This window comes from Paracraurococcus ruber (assembly GCF_004353985.1).
Classification (GTDB): Bacteria; Pseudomonadota; Alphaproteobacteria; order Acetobacterales; family Acetobacteraceae; genus Paracraurococcus; species Paracraurococcus ruber.
Genome location: NZ_SMOA01000012.1, coordinates 23,370 through 40,020 on the forward strand (window position 1 = coordinate 23,370; position 16,651 = coordinate 40,020).

The 16,651-nt window shown below is 74.5% G+C and carries 11 protein-coding genes; 5 read left to right on the forward strand and 6 right to left on the reverse strand.

Translation table 11 applies throughout. The features are described from left to right. The 5 genes from E2C05_RS04720 to E2C05_RS04740 all read left to right on the forward strand — a co-directional run bounded on the left by E2C05_RS04720 (position 1) and on the right by E2C05_RS04740 (position 6,807). Complete coding sequence (locus E2C05_RS04720) at positions 1–969, forward strand: Bug family tripartite tricarboxylate transporter substrate binding protein (protein WP_158291954.1); 969 nt, start codon at positions 1–3, stop codon at positions 967–969. A 13-nt stretch (positions 970–982) separates the two neighbouring features. Next, positions 983–3,061, forward strand: coding sequence for a hydantoinase/oxoprolinase family protein (locus tag E2C05_RS04725; RefSeq protein ID WP_133218452.1), 2,079 nt, complete (start codon positions 983–985; stop codon positions 3,059–3,061). Then, a complete protein-coding gene (locus E2C05_RS04730) occupies positions 3,058–4,785 on the forward strand; it encodes a hydantoinase B/oxoprolinase family protein (protein WP_133218453.1) in 1,728 nt (575 codons plus the stop codon). The genes E2C05_RS04725 and E2C05_RS04730 overlap by 4 nt, the downstream gene beginning before the upstream one ends. A 93-nt stretch (positions 4,786–4,878) precedes the next feature. Then, positions 4,879–5,607, forward strand: coding sequence for an RraA family protein (locus E2C05_RS04735; protein ID WP_133218454.1), 729 nt, complete (start codon positions 4,879–4,881; stop codon positions 5,605–5,607). A gap of 186 nt (positions 5,608–5,793) precedes the next feature. Beyond that, complete coding sequence (locus E2C05_RS04740; RefSeq protein ID WP_133218455.1) at positions 5,794–6,807, forward strand: alpha/beta fold hydrolase; 1,014 nt, start codon at positions 5,794–5,796, stop codon at positions 6,805–6,807. 555 nt (positions 6,808–7,362) lie between these two features. Here E2C05_RS04740 and E2C05_RS04745 read toward each other — a convergent pair. The 6 genes from E2C05_RS04745 to E2C05_RS04770 form a co-directional block, all read right to left on the reverse strand. Continuing rightward, the gene (locus E2C05_RS04745) at positions 7,363–7,749 is read right to left on the reverse strand and encodes a hypothetical protein (protein WP_133218456.1); all 387 of its coding nucleotides are present in this window, start codon (positions 7,747–7,749) and stop codon (positions 7,363–7,365) included. Between the two features lie 24 nt (positions 7,750–7,773). Next, entirely contained in the window at positions 7,774–11,022 is a 3,249-nt protein-coding gene (locus E2C05_RS04750; RefSeq protein WP_133218457.1) for an efflux RND transporter permease subunit, read from the reverse strand. A 10-nt stretch (positions 11,023–11,032) separates the two neighbouring features. Next, complete coding sequence (locus E2C05_RS04755; protein WP_133218458.1) at positions 11,033–12,718, reverse strand: efflux RND transporter periplasmic adaptor subunit; 1,686 nt, start codon at positions 12,716–12,718, stop codon at positions 11,033–11,035. Between the two features lie 273 nt (positions 12,719–12,991). Beyond that, on the reverse strand, positions 12,992–13,354 hold the full coding sequence (locus E2C05_RS04760) for a hypothetical protein (protein ID WP_133218459.1): 363 nt from the start codon (positions 13,352–13,354) through the stop codon (positions 12,992–12,994). A 79-nt stretch (positions 13,355–13,433) separates the two neighbouring features. Then, positions 13,434–15,140 (reverse strand): ATP-binding protein, encoded by a 1,707-nt coding sequence (locus E2C05_RS04765; RefSeq protein WP_240046569.1) that lies wholly within the window; start codon positions 15,138–15,140, stop codon positions 13,434–13,436. Continuing rightward, the gene (locus E2C05_RS04770; protein ID WP_133218460.1) at positions 15,137–16,639 is read right to left on the reverse strand and encodes an ATPase domain-containing protein; all 1,503 of its coding nucleotides are present in this window, start codon (positions 16,637–16,639) and stop codon (positions 15,137–15,139) included. The genes E2C05_RS04765 and E2C05_RS04770 overlap by 4 nt, the downstream gene beginning before the upstream one ends. Positions 16,640–16,651: the final 12 nt, after the last annotated feature.

The following is a 16,651-nucleotide window of genomic DNA, read 5'->3' on the forward strand; positions in this document are numbered from 1 at the left end:
ATGAGGCCGGGCCTGGATCGGCGCCGCCGCCTGCTGCTGGCCGCCGGGCTTGGCCTGTGGCCGCTCGCCGCGGCGGCGCAGGGCTTTCCGGACCGGCCGCTGCGCCTGGTCGTGCCCTTCCCGCCCGGCGGCGGCGTGGATGCGGTGGGGCGCATCCTGGCGGAGCCGCTGGGCGCCGCGCTCGGCCAGCCCGTCATCGTGGAGAACCGCGCCGGCGCCGGCGGCGCCATCGGCGTCGAGGCCGTGGCGAAGGCCACGCCGGACGGCCATACCCTGGCGATGATCAGCGCCGGCAACATGACCGCCGGTCCGGTCGTGCGGCCGACGCCCTATGACCCGCTGGCCATGGGCGTGGTCGGCATGGTCTCGCAGAGCCCGCTGTTGCTGGTGGCGCGCCCGACCCTGGCGGCGCGGGACCTGCCGGAGTTCATCGCGTTGCTGCGCAGCCGGCCGGATGCGGTGCGCTACGCCTCGGGCGGCGTCGGCACCGCGACGCAGCTGGTGGCGGAATTGCTCAACCTGCGGACCGGCGCGCGCATGGTGCATGTCCCCTATCGCGGCACCGCGCCGGCGCTGACCGACCTCATCGCCGGCAATGCGGACGTCTTCTTCAGCGACACCTCGGCCTGGCCGATGGTGCAGCAGGGCCAGCTCCGGCTGCTGGCGGTCAGCTCCGCCGCGGCCTGGGAGGTCTCGCCGGCGACGCCGCCCCTGGCCACCCAGGTCCCGGGCGTGGACGTGCTGAACTGGTACGGGATGACGGCGCCGCCCGGCACGCCGATGCCGGTCCGCGCAAGGCTGGCGGCGGAGCTGGCCCGCATCCTCGCCCGGCCCGAGGTGGCGGAGGCCTTCCGCCGCCTCGGCTTCGCGCCGGCACCGATGCCGCCCGAGCCCTTCGCCGCGCATGTCGCCGCCGAGCTCGCCACCTGGCGGCAGGTGGTGCAGGCCGCCAATATCCGCGCCGATTGAAGGTGGGAACGCCATGACCCAGCAGGCCCGCCTCGCCGTCGATATCGGCGGCACCTTCACCGACCTCGTGTTGGCGCTGCCCGGCGGCACGCTCTCGGCCAAGCTGCTGACCACGCCGCAGGCGCCGGAGCGCGCGGTGCTGGAAGGCGCCGCCGGCATCCTGGCGCGGGCCGGGATCGCGGCCGGCGACCTCGGCCTCGTCATCCACGGCACCACGCTGGCGACCAATGCGCTGATCGAGCGCAAGGGCGCCCGCACGGCGTTGGTGACCACCGACGGCTTCCGCGATTCGCTCGAGATCGCCTATGAGCACCGCTTCGAGCAGTACGACCTCTACATGGAACGGCCGGAGCCGCTGGTCGCGCGGCCCTGGCGGTTCGAGGTGCCGGAGCGCATGGCGGCCGATGGCAGCGTGCTGCTGCCGCTGGACGAAGCCGTGCTGCACCGCATCGGCGATGCGCTGCGCGGCGAGGGGATCGAGGCCCTCGCCGTCTCCTTCCTGCACAGCTACCAGAACCCGGCACATGAGCTGCGGGCGCGGGAGATCCTGCGGGACTACCTGCCGGCCGAGGTGATCGCATTGTCCGCCGAGGTCTGCCCGGAGATCCGGGAGTACGAGCGCACCTCCACCACCGTCGCCAATGCCTATGTGCTGCCGCTGATGGAGCGCTACCTTGGCCGGCTGGAGGATGGGCTGCGGGCGCTGGGCTGCACGGCGCCGCTGCTGCTGATGATGTCCTCCGGCGGCGTCACGACGGTGGAGACGGCGCGGCGCTTCCCGATCCGACTGGTGGAAAGCGGCCCGGCCGGCGGTGCCATCCTGGCGCAGCGCCTGGCGGCGGAGAACGGCATCGACCGCGCGCTGGCCTTCGACATGGGGGGCACCACCGCCAAGATCACGCTGATCGACGACTTCCGGCCGCAGCAGGCGCGGCATTTCGAGATCGCCCGCGCTGCCCGCTTCGTGAAGGGCAGCGGCATTCCGGTGCGCATCCCGGTGATCGACATGGTGGAGATCGGCGCCGGCGGCGGGTCCATCGCGCGGGTCGATGGCCTCGGCCGCATCACGGTCGGGCCGGACAGCGCCGGCTCCGTGCCCGGCCCGGCCTGCTATGGCCGCGGCGGCACGCTGCCGACGGTGACGGATGCCGACCTGGTGCTGGGCTGGATCGACCCGGCGCGCTTCGCCGGCGGGCAGATCGGCCTCGACCTCCCGGCGGCGCAGCGGGCGGTGGCGGAGACGATCGCCGCGCCGCTCGGCCTGGAGCCGGGGGCGGCGGCGCGCGGCATCACGGAGATCGTGACGGAGACCATGGCGAGCGCGGCGCGCGTCCATGCGGTGGAGAACGGCAAGGACACCGCCGGCCGCACGCTGATCGCCTTCGGCGGCGCCGCACCGCTGCATGCCGCGCGGCTGGCGCAGAAGCTGGGCATGGACCGGGTGCTGGTGCCGGTCGGCGCCGGCGTCGGTTCGGCGCATGGCTTCCTCGACGCGCCGATCGGCTATGAGGTCGTGCGCACCCGCCTGCTGCACCTGGCGGAGTTCGATGCCGCGTTGGTGAACGGATTGTACGACGCGATGCGGGCGGAGGCCGAGGCGGTGGTGCGGCTGGGCGCGCCCGGTGCGGCGCTGCGGGCGGAGCGCACGGGCTACATGCGCTACCGCGGCCAGGGGCATGAGGTGGCGGTGGCGCTGCCCGATGGCCCCTATGGCGCGGATGGCGCCGCGCGGCTGCTGGCCGCCTTCGAGGAGGCCTATCGCGCGCTCTATGGCCGCGTGATCCCGAAGCTGGAGGTCGAGGTGCTGACCTGGACGCTCTCGCTGGCCGAGGCGAAGGACCTGCCGGCGCGCATCCCCGACCCGCCGCCGCAACCCGCGCCGGCGCCGGCCGGCACGCGGCGGCTGGTGGACCCAGGCAGCGGCGAGGCGGTGGAGGCCGCGATCCATCCGCGCGCCGCCCTGCCGCGAGGCGCGCGCATCCAGGGGCCGGCCGTGATCGTCGAGGATGAGACGGCGACGCTGGTGCCGGCCGGCTTCCGGGCCGGGCCGAACGCCGCCGGCCACCTGCTGATCGAGAGGATCGCGCCATGACCGGCCCCACCCCCGCGACCCTTGACGAGATCGGGGTGCAGATCCTGTGGAACCGCCTTCTCTCGGTGGTGGAGGAGCAGGCGCAGACCCTGGTGCGCACCGCCTTCAGCACCGCGGCGCGGGAAGCCGGCGACATCTCCGCCGGCGTCTTCGACATGCGCGGGCGCATGCTGGCCCAGGCGGTCACCGGCACGCCCGGCCATGTGAATTCCATGGCTCGGTCGGTGGTGCATTTCCTCGATGCCTTCCCGCCCGACACGCTGCGGGACGGCGACGTGCTGATCACCAACGATCCCTGGAAGGGCACCGGCCATCTCTTCGACCTGACGGTGGTGACGCCCATCTTCCTGGACGGCGTGGCGGTCGCGCTCTTCGCCTCCACCACCCATGTCGTGGATATCGGCGGCCTCGGCGCCAGCGCGGAAGGGCGGCAGGTCCATCACGAAGGGCTCTACATCCCGCTCATGCACCTCGCGCGCGAGGGACGCATGAACGAGGACCTGCTAGGCATCGTCCGCGCCAATGTGCGGGAGCCGGTGCAGGTGGTGGGCGACATCTATGCGCTGGTCGCCTGCAACGAGAAGGGCGGGCAGCGCCTGCTGGAGATGCTGCGCGAATTCGGCCTGCGCGACCTGGACGCGCTGGGCGAGGCCATCGTCCAGCGCAGCCGCCGCGGCATGGCGGAGGTGATCGGCAGGCTGCCGCAGGGCACCTGGACCGCCAGCATGACGATCGACGGGTTCGAGGCGCCGGTGACGCTGGCCGCCACGCTGACCATCGCGGGCGACCGCGTGCTGGTGAACTACGCCGGCACCTCCGGCCTGTCGCGCTACGCCATCAACTGCCCGCTCTGCTACACCGAGGCCTATACCGCCTTCGGCCTGAAGGCGGCGCTGGCGCCCTGGATCCCCAACAATACCGGCACGCTGGATGCCTTCGTGGTGACGGCGCCGGAGAACAGCATCGTCAACGCGCCGCATCCGGCGGCGGTCTACGCCCGGTCCGTCATCGGCCACATGCTGCCGGATGTCGTCTATGGCTGCCTGGACCAGGCGCTGCCGGAGACCGTGCCGGCCGAGGGCACGTCGAGCCTCTGGAACCTCAGCCTGCTGGCCGGCCATGGGCTGACCGCGGCCGAGGGCTCGGCGGTGCGCAGCTTCAACGTCACCACCTTCCATTCCGGCGGCGCCGGCGCTCGGCCGCGGCAGGACGGGCTGTCGGCCACGCCCTTCCCCTCCGGCGTGCGCAACGTGCCGGTGGAGATCACCGAGGCGATCACGCCGCTGGTCATCTGGCGGAAGGAATTGCGCCAGGGTTCCGGCGGCGCCGGGCGGCAACGCGGCGGCCTCGGCCAGCGGATGGAGATCGCCAACCGCGACGGCGCCGCCTTCGGCCTGCAGGCGCGGTTCGAACGCGGGGAGTACCCGGCGCGCGGGAGGCATGGCGGCGGGCCGGGCGCGACCGGGCGGCTCTCGCTCGGCTCCGGCGCCGGGCTTAAGGTGAAGGGGCTGCAGGTGGTGCCGCCCGGCGACCGGCTGATCGTGGAGATGCCCGGCGGCGGCGGCCATGGCGACCCCTTCTCCCGCGACCCGGCGCTGGTGGCGCGGGATGTCCGCCACGGGCTGATCGCGCCCGAACAGGCTGCGGAAGCGTACGGCGTGGTGCTGGCCGCGACGGGGGAGCTGGACGCGGCGGCGACGGCTAGGCGGCGCGCGGGACGCTGACGCGGCGCATCGCTGCACGGCGCGCCGGGGGGCCTGGACGGGCGGGCCCTGGCCCGCAACCATGCGGCCGCCAACCAGGGGAGGGACGCCGGCATGGCGGCCAGCAGGGACGAGATCTTCGCCGGACTGCGCAAGATCGACACGCCGACCATCACCAACGTGGTGGCCACCTATCCGAAGAACCCGCTCTGCCTCGGGCTCTACAATCCCTGGACCGAGAACTGGTACACCGATACCTCGATCCGCTGCCTCTACCCGGAGATGGGGCCGGTCATCGGCCATGCCGTGACCTGCGTCTACGGCCTGCCGGACCCGAACTACAGCGGCCGGCTCAGCTTCATGGATGTGATCGACGCGCTCGATGCCATGCCGAAGCCGACCATCCTGGTCATCCAGCAGAAATGGCCGCCGGAGCTGATGTCCAAGGCCGGGCTGGCCGGCGAGATCATGGTCACCTCCATGATGTCGGTCGGCTGCATCGGCCTGCTGTCGAACGGGCCGTCGCGCGACGTGGATGAGATCCGCAAGCTCGGCTTCCAGCTGCTGCTGGGCGGCGTCACCGCCGGGCATGGCGAGATGGCGGTGCAGGCGGTGAACGTCCCGGTGTCGGTCGGCGGCATGGACGTGGCGCCGGGCGAGCTGATCCACATGGATGAGAACGGCGCGGTGAAATTCCCCGCCGACCGGGCGGCGCAGGTGCTGGAGAACGCCGACAAGATGCTGGCCGGCGAGGCCGAGCACCTGGCGCGGCTGCGCGCCGCGAAGACGGCGGCCGAGGTGCGGGCGGCCGGCGGGTCCTACTCGGCCAAGCCGAAGGCCTGACGCCGCCCGCGGCAGGGCTCCGCTTCGTGCCCGAAGCGCCGGGGTGCCGGGCTTCGGCTGCGACCCGCCGAGGATGCGCTGCGGCCGGCGGATGGCAGCACATCCGGCGCCGCCATGCGCGCAGCCTTCAAGCGCGCCGCCGGCCAACCGGGCAGGGTTGCCGCACGGCAACCCAGGACCGCCCGGATGCAGGACAGCCCCATCGACCCGGCCCGGCGCCGGGTCCTGACCACGCTCGGCGCCGCTTGCATCGCCGGCCGGTTCGGCGCCGCCGGCGGTGCGCGCGCCCAGGGGGCGGTGACCGCCTTCGTCACCCTCCGGCAGGTGGAGGCCGGGATGTTGCGCATCGGCTATGCCGAGGCGGGTCCGGCGGATGGCCCGGCCGTGCTCCTGCTGCATGGCTGGCCCTATGACATCCACACCTATGTCGAGGTCGCGCCGCTGTTGGCCGCCGCCGGCTTCCGGGTGATCGTGCCCTATCTGCGCGGCTATGGCACGACGCGCTTCCTGTCGGATGCGGCGCCGCGGAACGGCCAGCAATCGGCGCTGGCGCGTGACATGATCGCGCTGCTGGATGCGCTCGGCATCCGGCAGGCGGTGATCGGTGGCTGCGACTGGGGCGCGCGGACCGCCTGCATCCTGGCTGCGCTCTGGCCGGAGCGGTGCCGCGCGCTCGTCTCGGTCAGCGGCTACCTGATCGGCAGCCCGGAGGCCAACAGGGCGCCGCTACCGCCCCGGGCCGAGCTGGCCTGGTGGTACCAGTTCTACTTCGCCACCGAACGCGGCCGTGCCGGCTATGAGGCCAACCGCCGCGACTTCGCCCGGCTGATCTGGCAGACCGCATCGCCGCGCTGGCAATTCGACGACGCGACCTTCGAGCGCAGCGCGGCGGCCTTCGACAATCCCGACCATGTCGCCATCGTGATCCACAACTACCGCTGGCGGATCGGCCTCGCCGAGGGCGAGCGGGAGCTCGACCCGCTGGAGGCAAGGCTGGCGCGCTTCCCGGCGATCGGCGTGCCGACCATCACGCTGGAGGGCGATGCGAATGGCGCGCCGCATGCGGAGCCCGCCGCCTATGCCGGCCGCTTCACCGGGCGCTACGCGCACCGCACCCTCACCGGCGGGATCGGCCACAACCTGCCGCAGGAAGCGCCGCGCGCCTTCGCCGCGGCCATCATCGACGCGGCCGGTGGCTGAGGCAGGCCCGGGGGAGGACCCGATGCCGCGCCGCGGGATGCTGCCGGGGCTGCGCGCCGCCGGCGCCATGCCGGCTGGGCCGCCGTCTGTCCGCCGCGGTGCGGGCCAGGCCCGGGATGACGGCGCCGGGCGGATGCGCCGGCATCGAGGGCCGGCCCTACGCTTGCGGCGCGGCAGGCCCAAAGCCTCCGCTGGCACCAGCAGCCTGAGCGGTCCATTCACGCCGAGCGCCCGGACGGGCGGCGCGGCTTAGGCCGCACTGCCGAGCCTTGCGGCGCAACCCGCCCGGCGATCGAGGCGCCGCCGATCGGTCACGATCAACGGCCATCACGCGAGCAGACCCCGATCAGGTGGACTCACCTGATCGGGTGAGGATGCTCGTAGATTCAAATAACTGAGCCGGTTGCCGTGAGCCATGGCGAACGGAAACCGCTCAAGACTGCCGCCGCATCGATCCCCGGTCGGGGCTTGATGCCGCCATCACCAGGCGGCCGTCGCCGCGCGCGGTCCGCGCCGCCCATGGCAGGCGGCACGCAGGCCGATCCGCGATCCGCCCTACTCCAGGACGTAGCGCGCGGTCACCCGGTGGCCATCGCCGAGGGTGCCGTTGAAGACCACCCGCGCCCCGGCGGCGAGCGGCGCGGCCAGGGTGCCCACCAGCCGGTTCGGCTCGGCGGGCGTCAGCGTCACGCTGGCGGTCTGCCCGCCCGCCTGCACCGTGGCGCGGCCGGAGGCCCGCGCGCTGGGCGAGGGGCGGCCATCCTCGCCACTGAGGAACAGCGTCAGCGTGGTGCCCGCCAGCAGAAGCTCGATCGGGTGGCCGTCGGCGATGGCCACCAGGCCGCCATTCGGGCCGCGGCGGGCGGGCGTGCCCTGCGCCAGGGCAGGGCCGGCCGAGGTCGCCAGCAGGATCGCGGCGAGGCCGCGTCGGGTCGGGGTCATGGCATTCTCCTGTCTCGGTGCGGTTCAGAAGGTCTCGGCGGCGCGGCCGGCCGGCATCTCGCGCCGCGCGTCCAGCAGCCGTTCCAGCGCCGGCCGCCCGAAGCGGCGGAACAGCAGCGGGGTCAGCACGGCGTCGAGCAGCGTGGCGCTGACCAGCCCGCCGAAGATCGTCACGGCCACGGGGTGCAGGATCTCCCGCCCCGGCTCCCCGGCGCCCGAAAGCAGCGGGATCAGCGCCAGCCCGGCCGAAAGCGCGGTCATCAGCACCGGCGCCACCCGCTCCTCGCTGCCGCGCAGGATCAGCGGCCGGCCCCAGCGCTCGCCCTCGTGCAGGGCCAGGTTGAGGGTGTGGCTGACCTTCAGGATGCCGTTGCGGGCGGCGATGCCGGCCAGGGTGATGAAGCCCACCATGGAGGCGACCGAGAGCGGCAGCCCGGCGATCCACAGCGCCGCGACGCTGCCGATCAGCGCCAGCGGGATGTTGCCCATCACCACCAGCGCGAGGGCTGTCGAGCGGTAGCGCTGCCGCAGCACCACGAAGACCAGCGCCAGCGACACCAGCGAGAGCAGGCCGATGGTCCGCGCCGCTTCCTCCTGCGCGCGGAAATTCCCCTCCAGCACGGCGGCATAGCCGGTCGGCAGCGGCATCCCGGCGATGACGCGGCGGAGATCGCCGGCGATGGCCGCCATGTCGCGCTGCCCGTCGCCATTGCCGGAGACGGTGATGCGCCGCTGCCCGCCTTCCCGCAGCACCTGGTTGGGACCGTCCACCTCCTCGATGGTGGCGACCAGCCGCAGCGGCACATGGCCCTGCGGCGTGGCGACCAGCAGGGCGCCCAGCCCCTCCGTCGTGCGGTCCTGGTCGGACAGGCGCACCACCACGTCGAAGCGCCGCACCCCGTCCAGGATCTGGCTGACGACGCGGCCGTTCGACAGCCCTTCCAGCGCCGCGGTCAGCGCCGCCGGGCTCAGCCCGTACAGCGCCGCCTCGGCATAGTCCGGCACGACCCGAAGCTGGGGGATGCGCACCTGCCGTTCCACCTGCAGGTCCACGACGCCCGGGATGCCGGCCATCCGCGCCCGCAGCGCCTCCGCCAGGTGGCCGAGCGTGTCGAGGTCGGGGCCGAAGATCTTCACCGCCACCTCACCGCGGACACCCGAGAGGAGGAAGTCGAGCCGGTGCTGGATCGGCTGGCCGATATTGAGGTTCGCCGGCAGCGGGGCGAGGCGGGCGCGGATGTCGCCGAGGATCTCGGCGCGGCTGCGATCCGACCGGCGCAGCGCGACGTCGATCTCGTTCACATGCACGCCCTCGGCATGCTCGTCGAGCTCGGCGCGGCCGGTGCGGCGGCCGACCGAGGCGACTTCCGGCACGTCGAGCAGCAGCCGTTCGGCGACCGCGCCGAGGCGCGCGCTTTCGGCCAGCGAGATGCCGGGCCGGAAGGCAATGCCGACCAGCACCGTGCCCTCGTTGAACCCTGGCAGGAAGGCGCGCGGCAGCTGCGTCGCCCCCCAGGCCGCCGTGGCGAAGGCCAGGCCGATGCCGAGATAGACCCGGCGCGGGCGGTTCAGCGCGTGCAGCAGCGCCCAGCGGTTCAGCCGCTTGGCGGCGCGCAGGACGGGACCGTCATGCCGCCCCGCGGCGGGGCCGTCATGCCGCTCCGCGGCGGGGCCGTCATGCCGCTCCGCGGCGGGGCCGTCATGCCGCTCCGCGGCGGGGCCGTCATGCCGCCCCGCGGCGGGACCGTGGCGATGCGCGCGCATCGGCCGGTTGCCGAGCAGCCAGTAGGCCAGCACCGGCGTGAGCGTGACCGAGACGCCGAGGCTCGCCAGGATCGCCACGATGTAGGCGATGCCGAGCGGGGCGAAGAGCCGCCCCTCGATGCCCGGCAGGGCGAACAGCGGCAGGAAGACCAGGACGACGATGGCGGTGGCGTAGACGATGCCCGACCGCACTTCCTGGCTGGCGGCCGCCACCACCGCCAGCCGCGGGCGCGGCTCGGCCAGCGCCGCATTCTCCCGCAGCCGGCGCAGGATGTTCTCGACATCCACCACCGCGTCGTCCACCAGCTCGCCGATCGCGATCGCCAGGCCGCCGAGCGTCATGGTGTTGATGGTCAGGCCGAAGGCGTGGAAGACCACCACCGTCGCCAGCACGGAAACCGGGATGGCGACCAGCGAGATCGCGGTCGCCCGGACATTCAGCAGGAACAGGATCAGCACCACCGCGACCACCGCGGCGGCTTCCAGCAGCACCGTCTCCACGTTGCGGATGGCGGTGGCGATGAAGTCGGCCTGGCGGAACTGTACCTGCTTGGCGTCGAGGCCGCGCGGCAGCGCCGGCTGCATCCCGGCCAGCGCCTCCTCCACCGCCCGGGTCACGCCGATGGTGTCGGCGCCGGGCTGCTTCTGGACGGAGAAGATCACCGCCGGTTCGCCGCGGTAGCCGGCATCGCCGCGCCGCGGGCGGGCGGCGAATTCCACCGTCGCCACCTGGCGCAGCAGCACCGGCGTGGGATAGCCCGGGCGCTGCGCGACGGGGGTTTCGGCCAGGTCCTCCAGCCGCCGGGTCAGGCCGAGGTTGCGGATCAGGTATTCCCGCCCGCGCTGGTCGACGAAGCCGCCGCCCGTGTTGGTGCCGAAGCGGGCGACCGCGGCCTCCACCTGCGCGGCGGTGACGCCGAGGGCGAGCATGGCCGCCGGGTCGGGCGTGACCCGGTACTGCCGCACCTCGCCGCCGATCGGGATCACCTGCGCGACGCCGGGGATCGCCAGCAGCCGCGGGCGGATGGTGAAGTCCACCGTCTCCCGCACCGCCATCGGGGACAGGCCCTCGGCGCGCACCGCGACCAGCATGATCTCCCCCATGATGGAGGAGACCGGGCCCATCACCGGCACGACATTCGCCGGCAGCGCGGCGCGCAGCACGCCCAGCCGTTCCGTGACCAGCTGCCGCGCGCGGTACGGCTCGGCATCCCAGCCGAACTCCACCGTGACGACGGAAAGCGAGACGGCCGAGGCGGAGCGCACGCGCGCCACGCCCGGCATGCCGTTCATCGCCGTCTCGATCGGGAAGGTGACGAGCCGCTCGACCTCCTCCGGCGCCAGGCCTTCCGCTTCCGTCAGCAGGGTCACGGTCGGGCGGTTGAGGTCGGGGAAGACGTCCACCGGCACGCGCGGCAGCACCAGCGCGCCGTAGCCGACGAGGACGCAGGAGGCGATGAGGACCAGCAGGCGGTTGCGCAGGCTGGCGGAGACGAGGAACTGGAACATCGGCGCCGCCTCACCGCACCTGGTTCACGAGGCCGGCGCCCTGGACCACCACGCGCTCCCCGGCGCGCAGCCCGGCCACCACCAGCACCCGCGCGGCATCCAGCGGCTCCACCCGCACCGGCGCGGCGGCGAAGCTCTCGGGCCCGACATGCCGCCAGACCACCTGCTCCCCATTGCCGGCCCGCACCACCGCCGCGCGCGGCAGGATCAGGCCGTTCACCGGCTCGGCCAGCTCGGCCACCACGGTCACCGGCTGGCCGAGCGCGAGGCCGGGCGGCGGGTCCTCCACCCGGAACTGCACCAGGGTGGCGCCCTGCTGCACCGCCCGGCCGAAGCCCTGCAGCGCCAGCCGCATCGGCGCCCCGCCGCGCACCGCGGCGGTGGCGCCGCGGAATTCGCGCGCCGCATCGGCGCCGAAGACCAGCGCCTCGACCCAGAGGCCGGCGGGATCCACGACCTGGAACAGCACGTCCTGCGCGGCGACCACCTGGCCGGCGGCGGCGCGCGCGGTGGCGACGATGCCGTCCGCCGGCGCACGGATCACCTCCGGCGCGACGCGGCTCTGCGAGAGCAGGACGCGCCGGCGGCGCAGCCCGTCCAGCTCGATTTCCGTATCCGCCACCTGCACGCGCGTGCCGGCGCCGGAGGCGGCGAGGTTGCGGGCGCGGGCAAGCCGGGCCTCGGCGGCGGCGATCTGCTGCTCCAGGTCGCCGGATCGCTCGGCGATGGTGGTCTGGTCGGCGACCGGGATCGGCGGCTCGACGATCGCCAGCACCTGGCCGCGCCGCACCGCCTGGCCCAGCCGCGGCAGCCCGCCCTCCGGCGGCAGGATGCGGCCGCCGGCCAGGCTCTGCGCCAGGCCGCCGCGGTTGGGGTCGGCGACGATGCGCCCGACCAGCGTGACGGTGCGCGACGCCTCCGCCTCCCGCAGGATGCTCGTCCGCACCTCCAGCAGGCGCTGGCTGACCTTGGGCAGGAAGACGCCGCCGTCCGGCAGGCGGGACGGCGCGTCCACCGCCGTGGACGCGGCCGGGGCGTCGGCCTCGCCATGGTCGTGCCCGGGCCCCGCCCGGCCGGGCAGCGGCAGCAGGACCAGCGCGAGGACAGCGGCGACGGCCCGGCGCCGGCCTGGCGCGCGGCGGCGTCGGGGGCGGGCCAGCATCGTGCCGGCGAGCAGCCCGAGCAGGGCGCCGCCGCCGGCCACCAGCCAGGGCTGGTGCGCCATCCATTCGAGCGCGGCATGCCAGGGATCCGCGAAGGGGCCGGCATGCGGGTCCGGCAGCGGCAGCGCTGGCAGCGTGCCGGTCAGCAGGTCGTCGCCGGCCGGGCCGGCGGTGACCGAGACGACGAGGTCGAGCGGCTGCCCGGCGCGGGCGAGCAGCGGGCTGGTCAGCCGGTAGGTGCCGTCCGCCTCGGGCTCCGCCGCGACGGCGGGGCCATCGGCGATCGTGACCTCGAGCCGGGCATCGGCCACGGGCGCGTTGCCGTCGAACAGGTCGACCCAGATCCGCAGGCGGTCCGCCGCCTCCCGCACCGCGACGACCTCGTACAGGTCGGTATGGAGGGCGAGGCGGGGGCGGGCCGGCGCGGCAGCCGCCGGGGCGTTGTCATGGCCCGCATGGGCAAGGGCAGGCGCGGCCGGGGCCAGCAGGCAGCCGGCGGCAAGCGCGGCGCGCAGGGCGCGGAGGATGGGCATGGGGTGGTGTCCGATGGGCTCGGGGCATGGCGGGGACGCCGCGCCCGCCCGTCAGGACGGTCGCGGCCCGAGCAGGTCACGGGCCGGCATGGTGGCGCGGCGACGCGGACCCGCTCTGCGGACGAGGGCCTGGACCGGCTGACGCGCGGAGGGGCGGTCTGCGCGCGGCATGGCGCGCGCAGGCCGGCCCCCTGCGCCCTTGGCGAGGGAGGCCGGCGCATTGGGCCGGTGCCGGCCCGCCGCGATCCGCCCCGGGGAACGCCCCCGGCGGTCCTAGACGGCGGCTGCGCGCCTGGGGGGCCGCGTCGGCCCTTCGGGCCTGGCGAGATCGGGCTGCAGGCTATCGGCCGGACGCAGGATGCCGAGCGACCGGAAGGCCGGCTGCCGGATCGACCCGGCGGCCGCGGGCGTGGCCCGGACCAGATGGCAGGCGGCGCAGTGGGTGTCGGCCACAACGGCCTGGCCGCCGTCCTCCCCGCCGCCGGCCACCGGCGCGGCGAGCGTGGTGGCCGGCAGGGCGCCTGCATCGCCCGGCGCCTCGGCGGCATGCAGATGCTGGCCCAGCCCCGCCATCACCAGGATGGCCAGGACGGCGAGCAGGCGGGCCAGGCGGAGGCGGCGGAGGATGGCGAGCATCGGTCCCGGCCTTGTGCTGGGGGACCGTGGCCCGTGTCAACGGCGGCGTTGGGGCCGATGGACAGGGCCGCGCCCGGCGTCACTCGGCCGCGCGCGGCAGCGCCCGGGCGATCGCCGCCTCCAGCTGGTCCTGCCGGTAGGGCTTGGCGAGGCGCGGCACGCCGGCCGGGACCGCGCCCTCGGCCAGTTCGGCGAAGCCGGTCGCCAGCACCACGGGCAGGTCGGGGCGCAGGCCGCGCGCGGCCCGCGCCAGCTCCAGCCCGGTCATCCCGGGCATGGCGTAGTCGGTCGCCAGCAGGTCCACCTCGACGCCGCCGCGCAGCGCCGCCAGCGCCCGCTCGCCGCTCTCGGCCTCGACCACCGTGTGGCCGAGGTCGAGCAGCATGTCGGCGGTGCCGCTCAGCACCAGGGGGTCGTCGTCCACCAGCAGGATGCGGGCGGGGCGCGCCCTCTCCTGCCCGGCGGCGGCGGCCGGCGGCCCGGCGCCCGGCACCGCCGCGGCGGCGGCGACGGGGAGGATGATCTCCGCGGTGGTGCCGCGCCCGACCATGCTCGACAGCCGCAGGTCGCCGCCGAGCTGCCGCGCCACGCCATGCACCATGGACAGGCCGAGGCCGGTCCCCTGGCCGAGCGGCTTGGTCGAGAAGAAGGGCTCGACCGCGCGCGCCACCACCTCGGCGGGCATGCCCTCGCCCTCGTCCCGCACCGCCAGCGACAGGTAGTCGCCCGGGCGGAGCCGGGCCGGCCCGTCCCCCGGCGGCAGGCGGGCGATGGAGATCGTCAGCCGCCCGCCTTCCGGCATCGCGTCGCGCGCATTGACCGCCAGGTTGAGCAGGGCGAGCTCCAGCTGGTTCGCATCCGCCAGTGCGGCCGGCAGGTCCGCCGCCGCCTCCACCGCGATCGACACGCGCGGGCCGAGCGAGCGGCGCAGCAGCTGCCCCATGCTGTCGACGAGGAGGCGCAGATCGACCGGCTCCGGCCGCAATTCCTGCCGCCGGGCGAAGGCGAGCAGGCGCTGCGTCAGCGCCGCACCGCGCTGCGCGCCCATCATCGCGCCCTCGACCAGCCGCAGCGCCCGCGCATCCTCCGGCGGCAGCCGCTTGCGCAGCAGGGCGAGGTTGCCGAGCACGGCCATCAGCAGGTTGTTGAAGTCGTGCGCCACGCCGCCGGTCAGCTGGCCGATCGCCTCGACCTTCTGCGACTGCCGGAGCTGCTCCTCGACCCGGCCGCGCTCGGCCATCTGCTCGGTGAGCCGCGCATTCGCCTCGACCAGCGCCTGCGTCCGCTCGGCCACCCGCTCCTCCAGCCTTTCGTTGGCGCGGCGCAGCGCGTCCTCGGCGTGGCGGACCTCCTCCAGCCGGGCGCGCGCCTCGTACTGGCGGCGACGCCCGCGCAGCGCCGCGCGGGCGACGCTGACCAGGGTGGTCGGGTGGAAAGGCCGTTCGAGGAAGGAGGCGTTTCCCAGCACCTCCCACAGCCGGGCGGCCGCGGGATTGCGCTCGGGCCCGCTGCCGCGGCCGGTGAGCAGCAGGAAGGGCAGGTCGGACCAGGGCGGCTGCGCGGCGAGCCAGGCCGCGAGCGGCGCCAGGTCGGCATCGCGGAATGCCTCCTCCGCCACCACGGCAAGGCCGGCGCCGCGGTCGAGCCCGGCGACCAGCGCGCCGATGCCGCCGACCGCCTCGGCCGCCAGCCCGGCTTCCCGCAGCAGGGCGACGGCGAGCTTGGCGTCGCGGCCGCGCGGGGCCAGCACCAGCGCGCGTTCCGACAGGGCGCCGCCGCCGGTCACGACGCCGGATCCGGCAGCAGGGGGCCGCCTTCCCCGATGTAGGTGGGCACGCCGCGCAGCACGCCCTGGAAGGCCGCGAGCGGCGCGCCGATGGTGATGCCGCTCGCGCCGATGCGGAACTCCCGGATCGTGTCCTCATGCGGCCCGGCGCGCTTCTTGATGACCGAGATCGCCCGGCGTACCCGGCCCGCCGCTTCGAAGAAGCGCAGCATCACGACCGTGTCGGCGAGGTAGGTGACATCCACGGGGGACCGCATGTCCCCCACCAGCCCGTGCTGCACCACCGGCAGGAAGGTGGTGGTGCCCTGCCGGTTCAGGTACTGCAGCAGCTCGTGCACATGCAGCACCAGGTCGCGCTCCTCCGGCATCGCGGCCTGGTAGCCGTTCAGGCTGTCGATCACGACCGTGCTGATGCCGCGCGCCGCGACGCCTTCCCGCACCCGGTGGGCGAACTCGCCCGGCGAGAGCTCGGCGGCATCCACCTGCTCCACCAGCAGCGCGCCGGAGCCCTGCAACGCCGCCAGGTCGAAGCCGAGATCGCGGGCGCGGTTGAACAGCAGCCCCAGCTCCTCGTCGAAGACATAGAGCGCGGCCCGCTCCCCCCGCGCCGCCGTGGCGGCGACGAATTGCAGGGCCAGCAGCGACTTGCCCGACCCGGCGGGACCGATGAGCAGGGTGCTCGACCCGCGTTCGACCCCGCCGCCGAGGATCAGGTCGAGCTCCGCCACCCCGCTGCCCTGGCGCGTCCGCGCGAAATCGCGCCGGTACTCGGCGGCGACGAGGCGGGGGAAGACGCGCACGCCGCCGGTCTCGATGGCGAAGTCGTGGAAGCCGCCGCGGAACCGCTGCCCCCGATACTTCACCACCCGCAGGCGCCGCCGCTCCGCCCCGTAGGACGGCGCCAGCTCCTCCAGCCGGATCACGCCATGCGCGACGCTGTGGACCGTCTTGTCCTCGGCCTCGGTCGTCTGGTCGTCGAGCATCAGGACGGTCGCGCCATGCCGCGCGAAATAGTGCTTGAGCGCGAGGATCTGCCGCCGGTAGCGAAGCGAGGACTGGGCCAGCAGCCGGATCTCCGACAGGCTGTCGAGCACGATCCGTTCGGGGCGGGTGCGTTCGACGGCGTCGAAGATCTGCCGCGTGGTCTCGCCCAGCTCGAGGTCGGAGGAATAGAGCAGGCTCTGCTGCTGGTCGGCGTCGAGCAGGCTTTCGGGCGGCACCAGCTCGAACACCTCGATCGCCGGGCCCAGGGTCCAGCCATGCGATGCGGCGCCGTCCCGCAGCTCGGCATCGGATTCGGACAGCGTGACATACAGCCCGCGTTCGTCCTGCGCCGCCCCGTTGAGCAGGAATTGCAGCGCGAGCGTGGTCTTGCCGGTGCCCGGCGTACCTTCCAGCAAATAGACGCGGCCGCGCGCGAGCCCGCCCGCAAGCACGTCGTCGAGGCCGGCGACGCCGGTGCTGGCCTTGGCGGCAGGGGTGGCAATCGGCTCCGGCATGGGGGTCCTCAG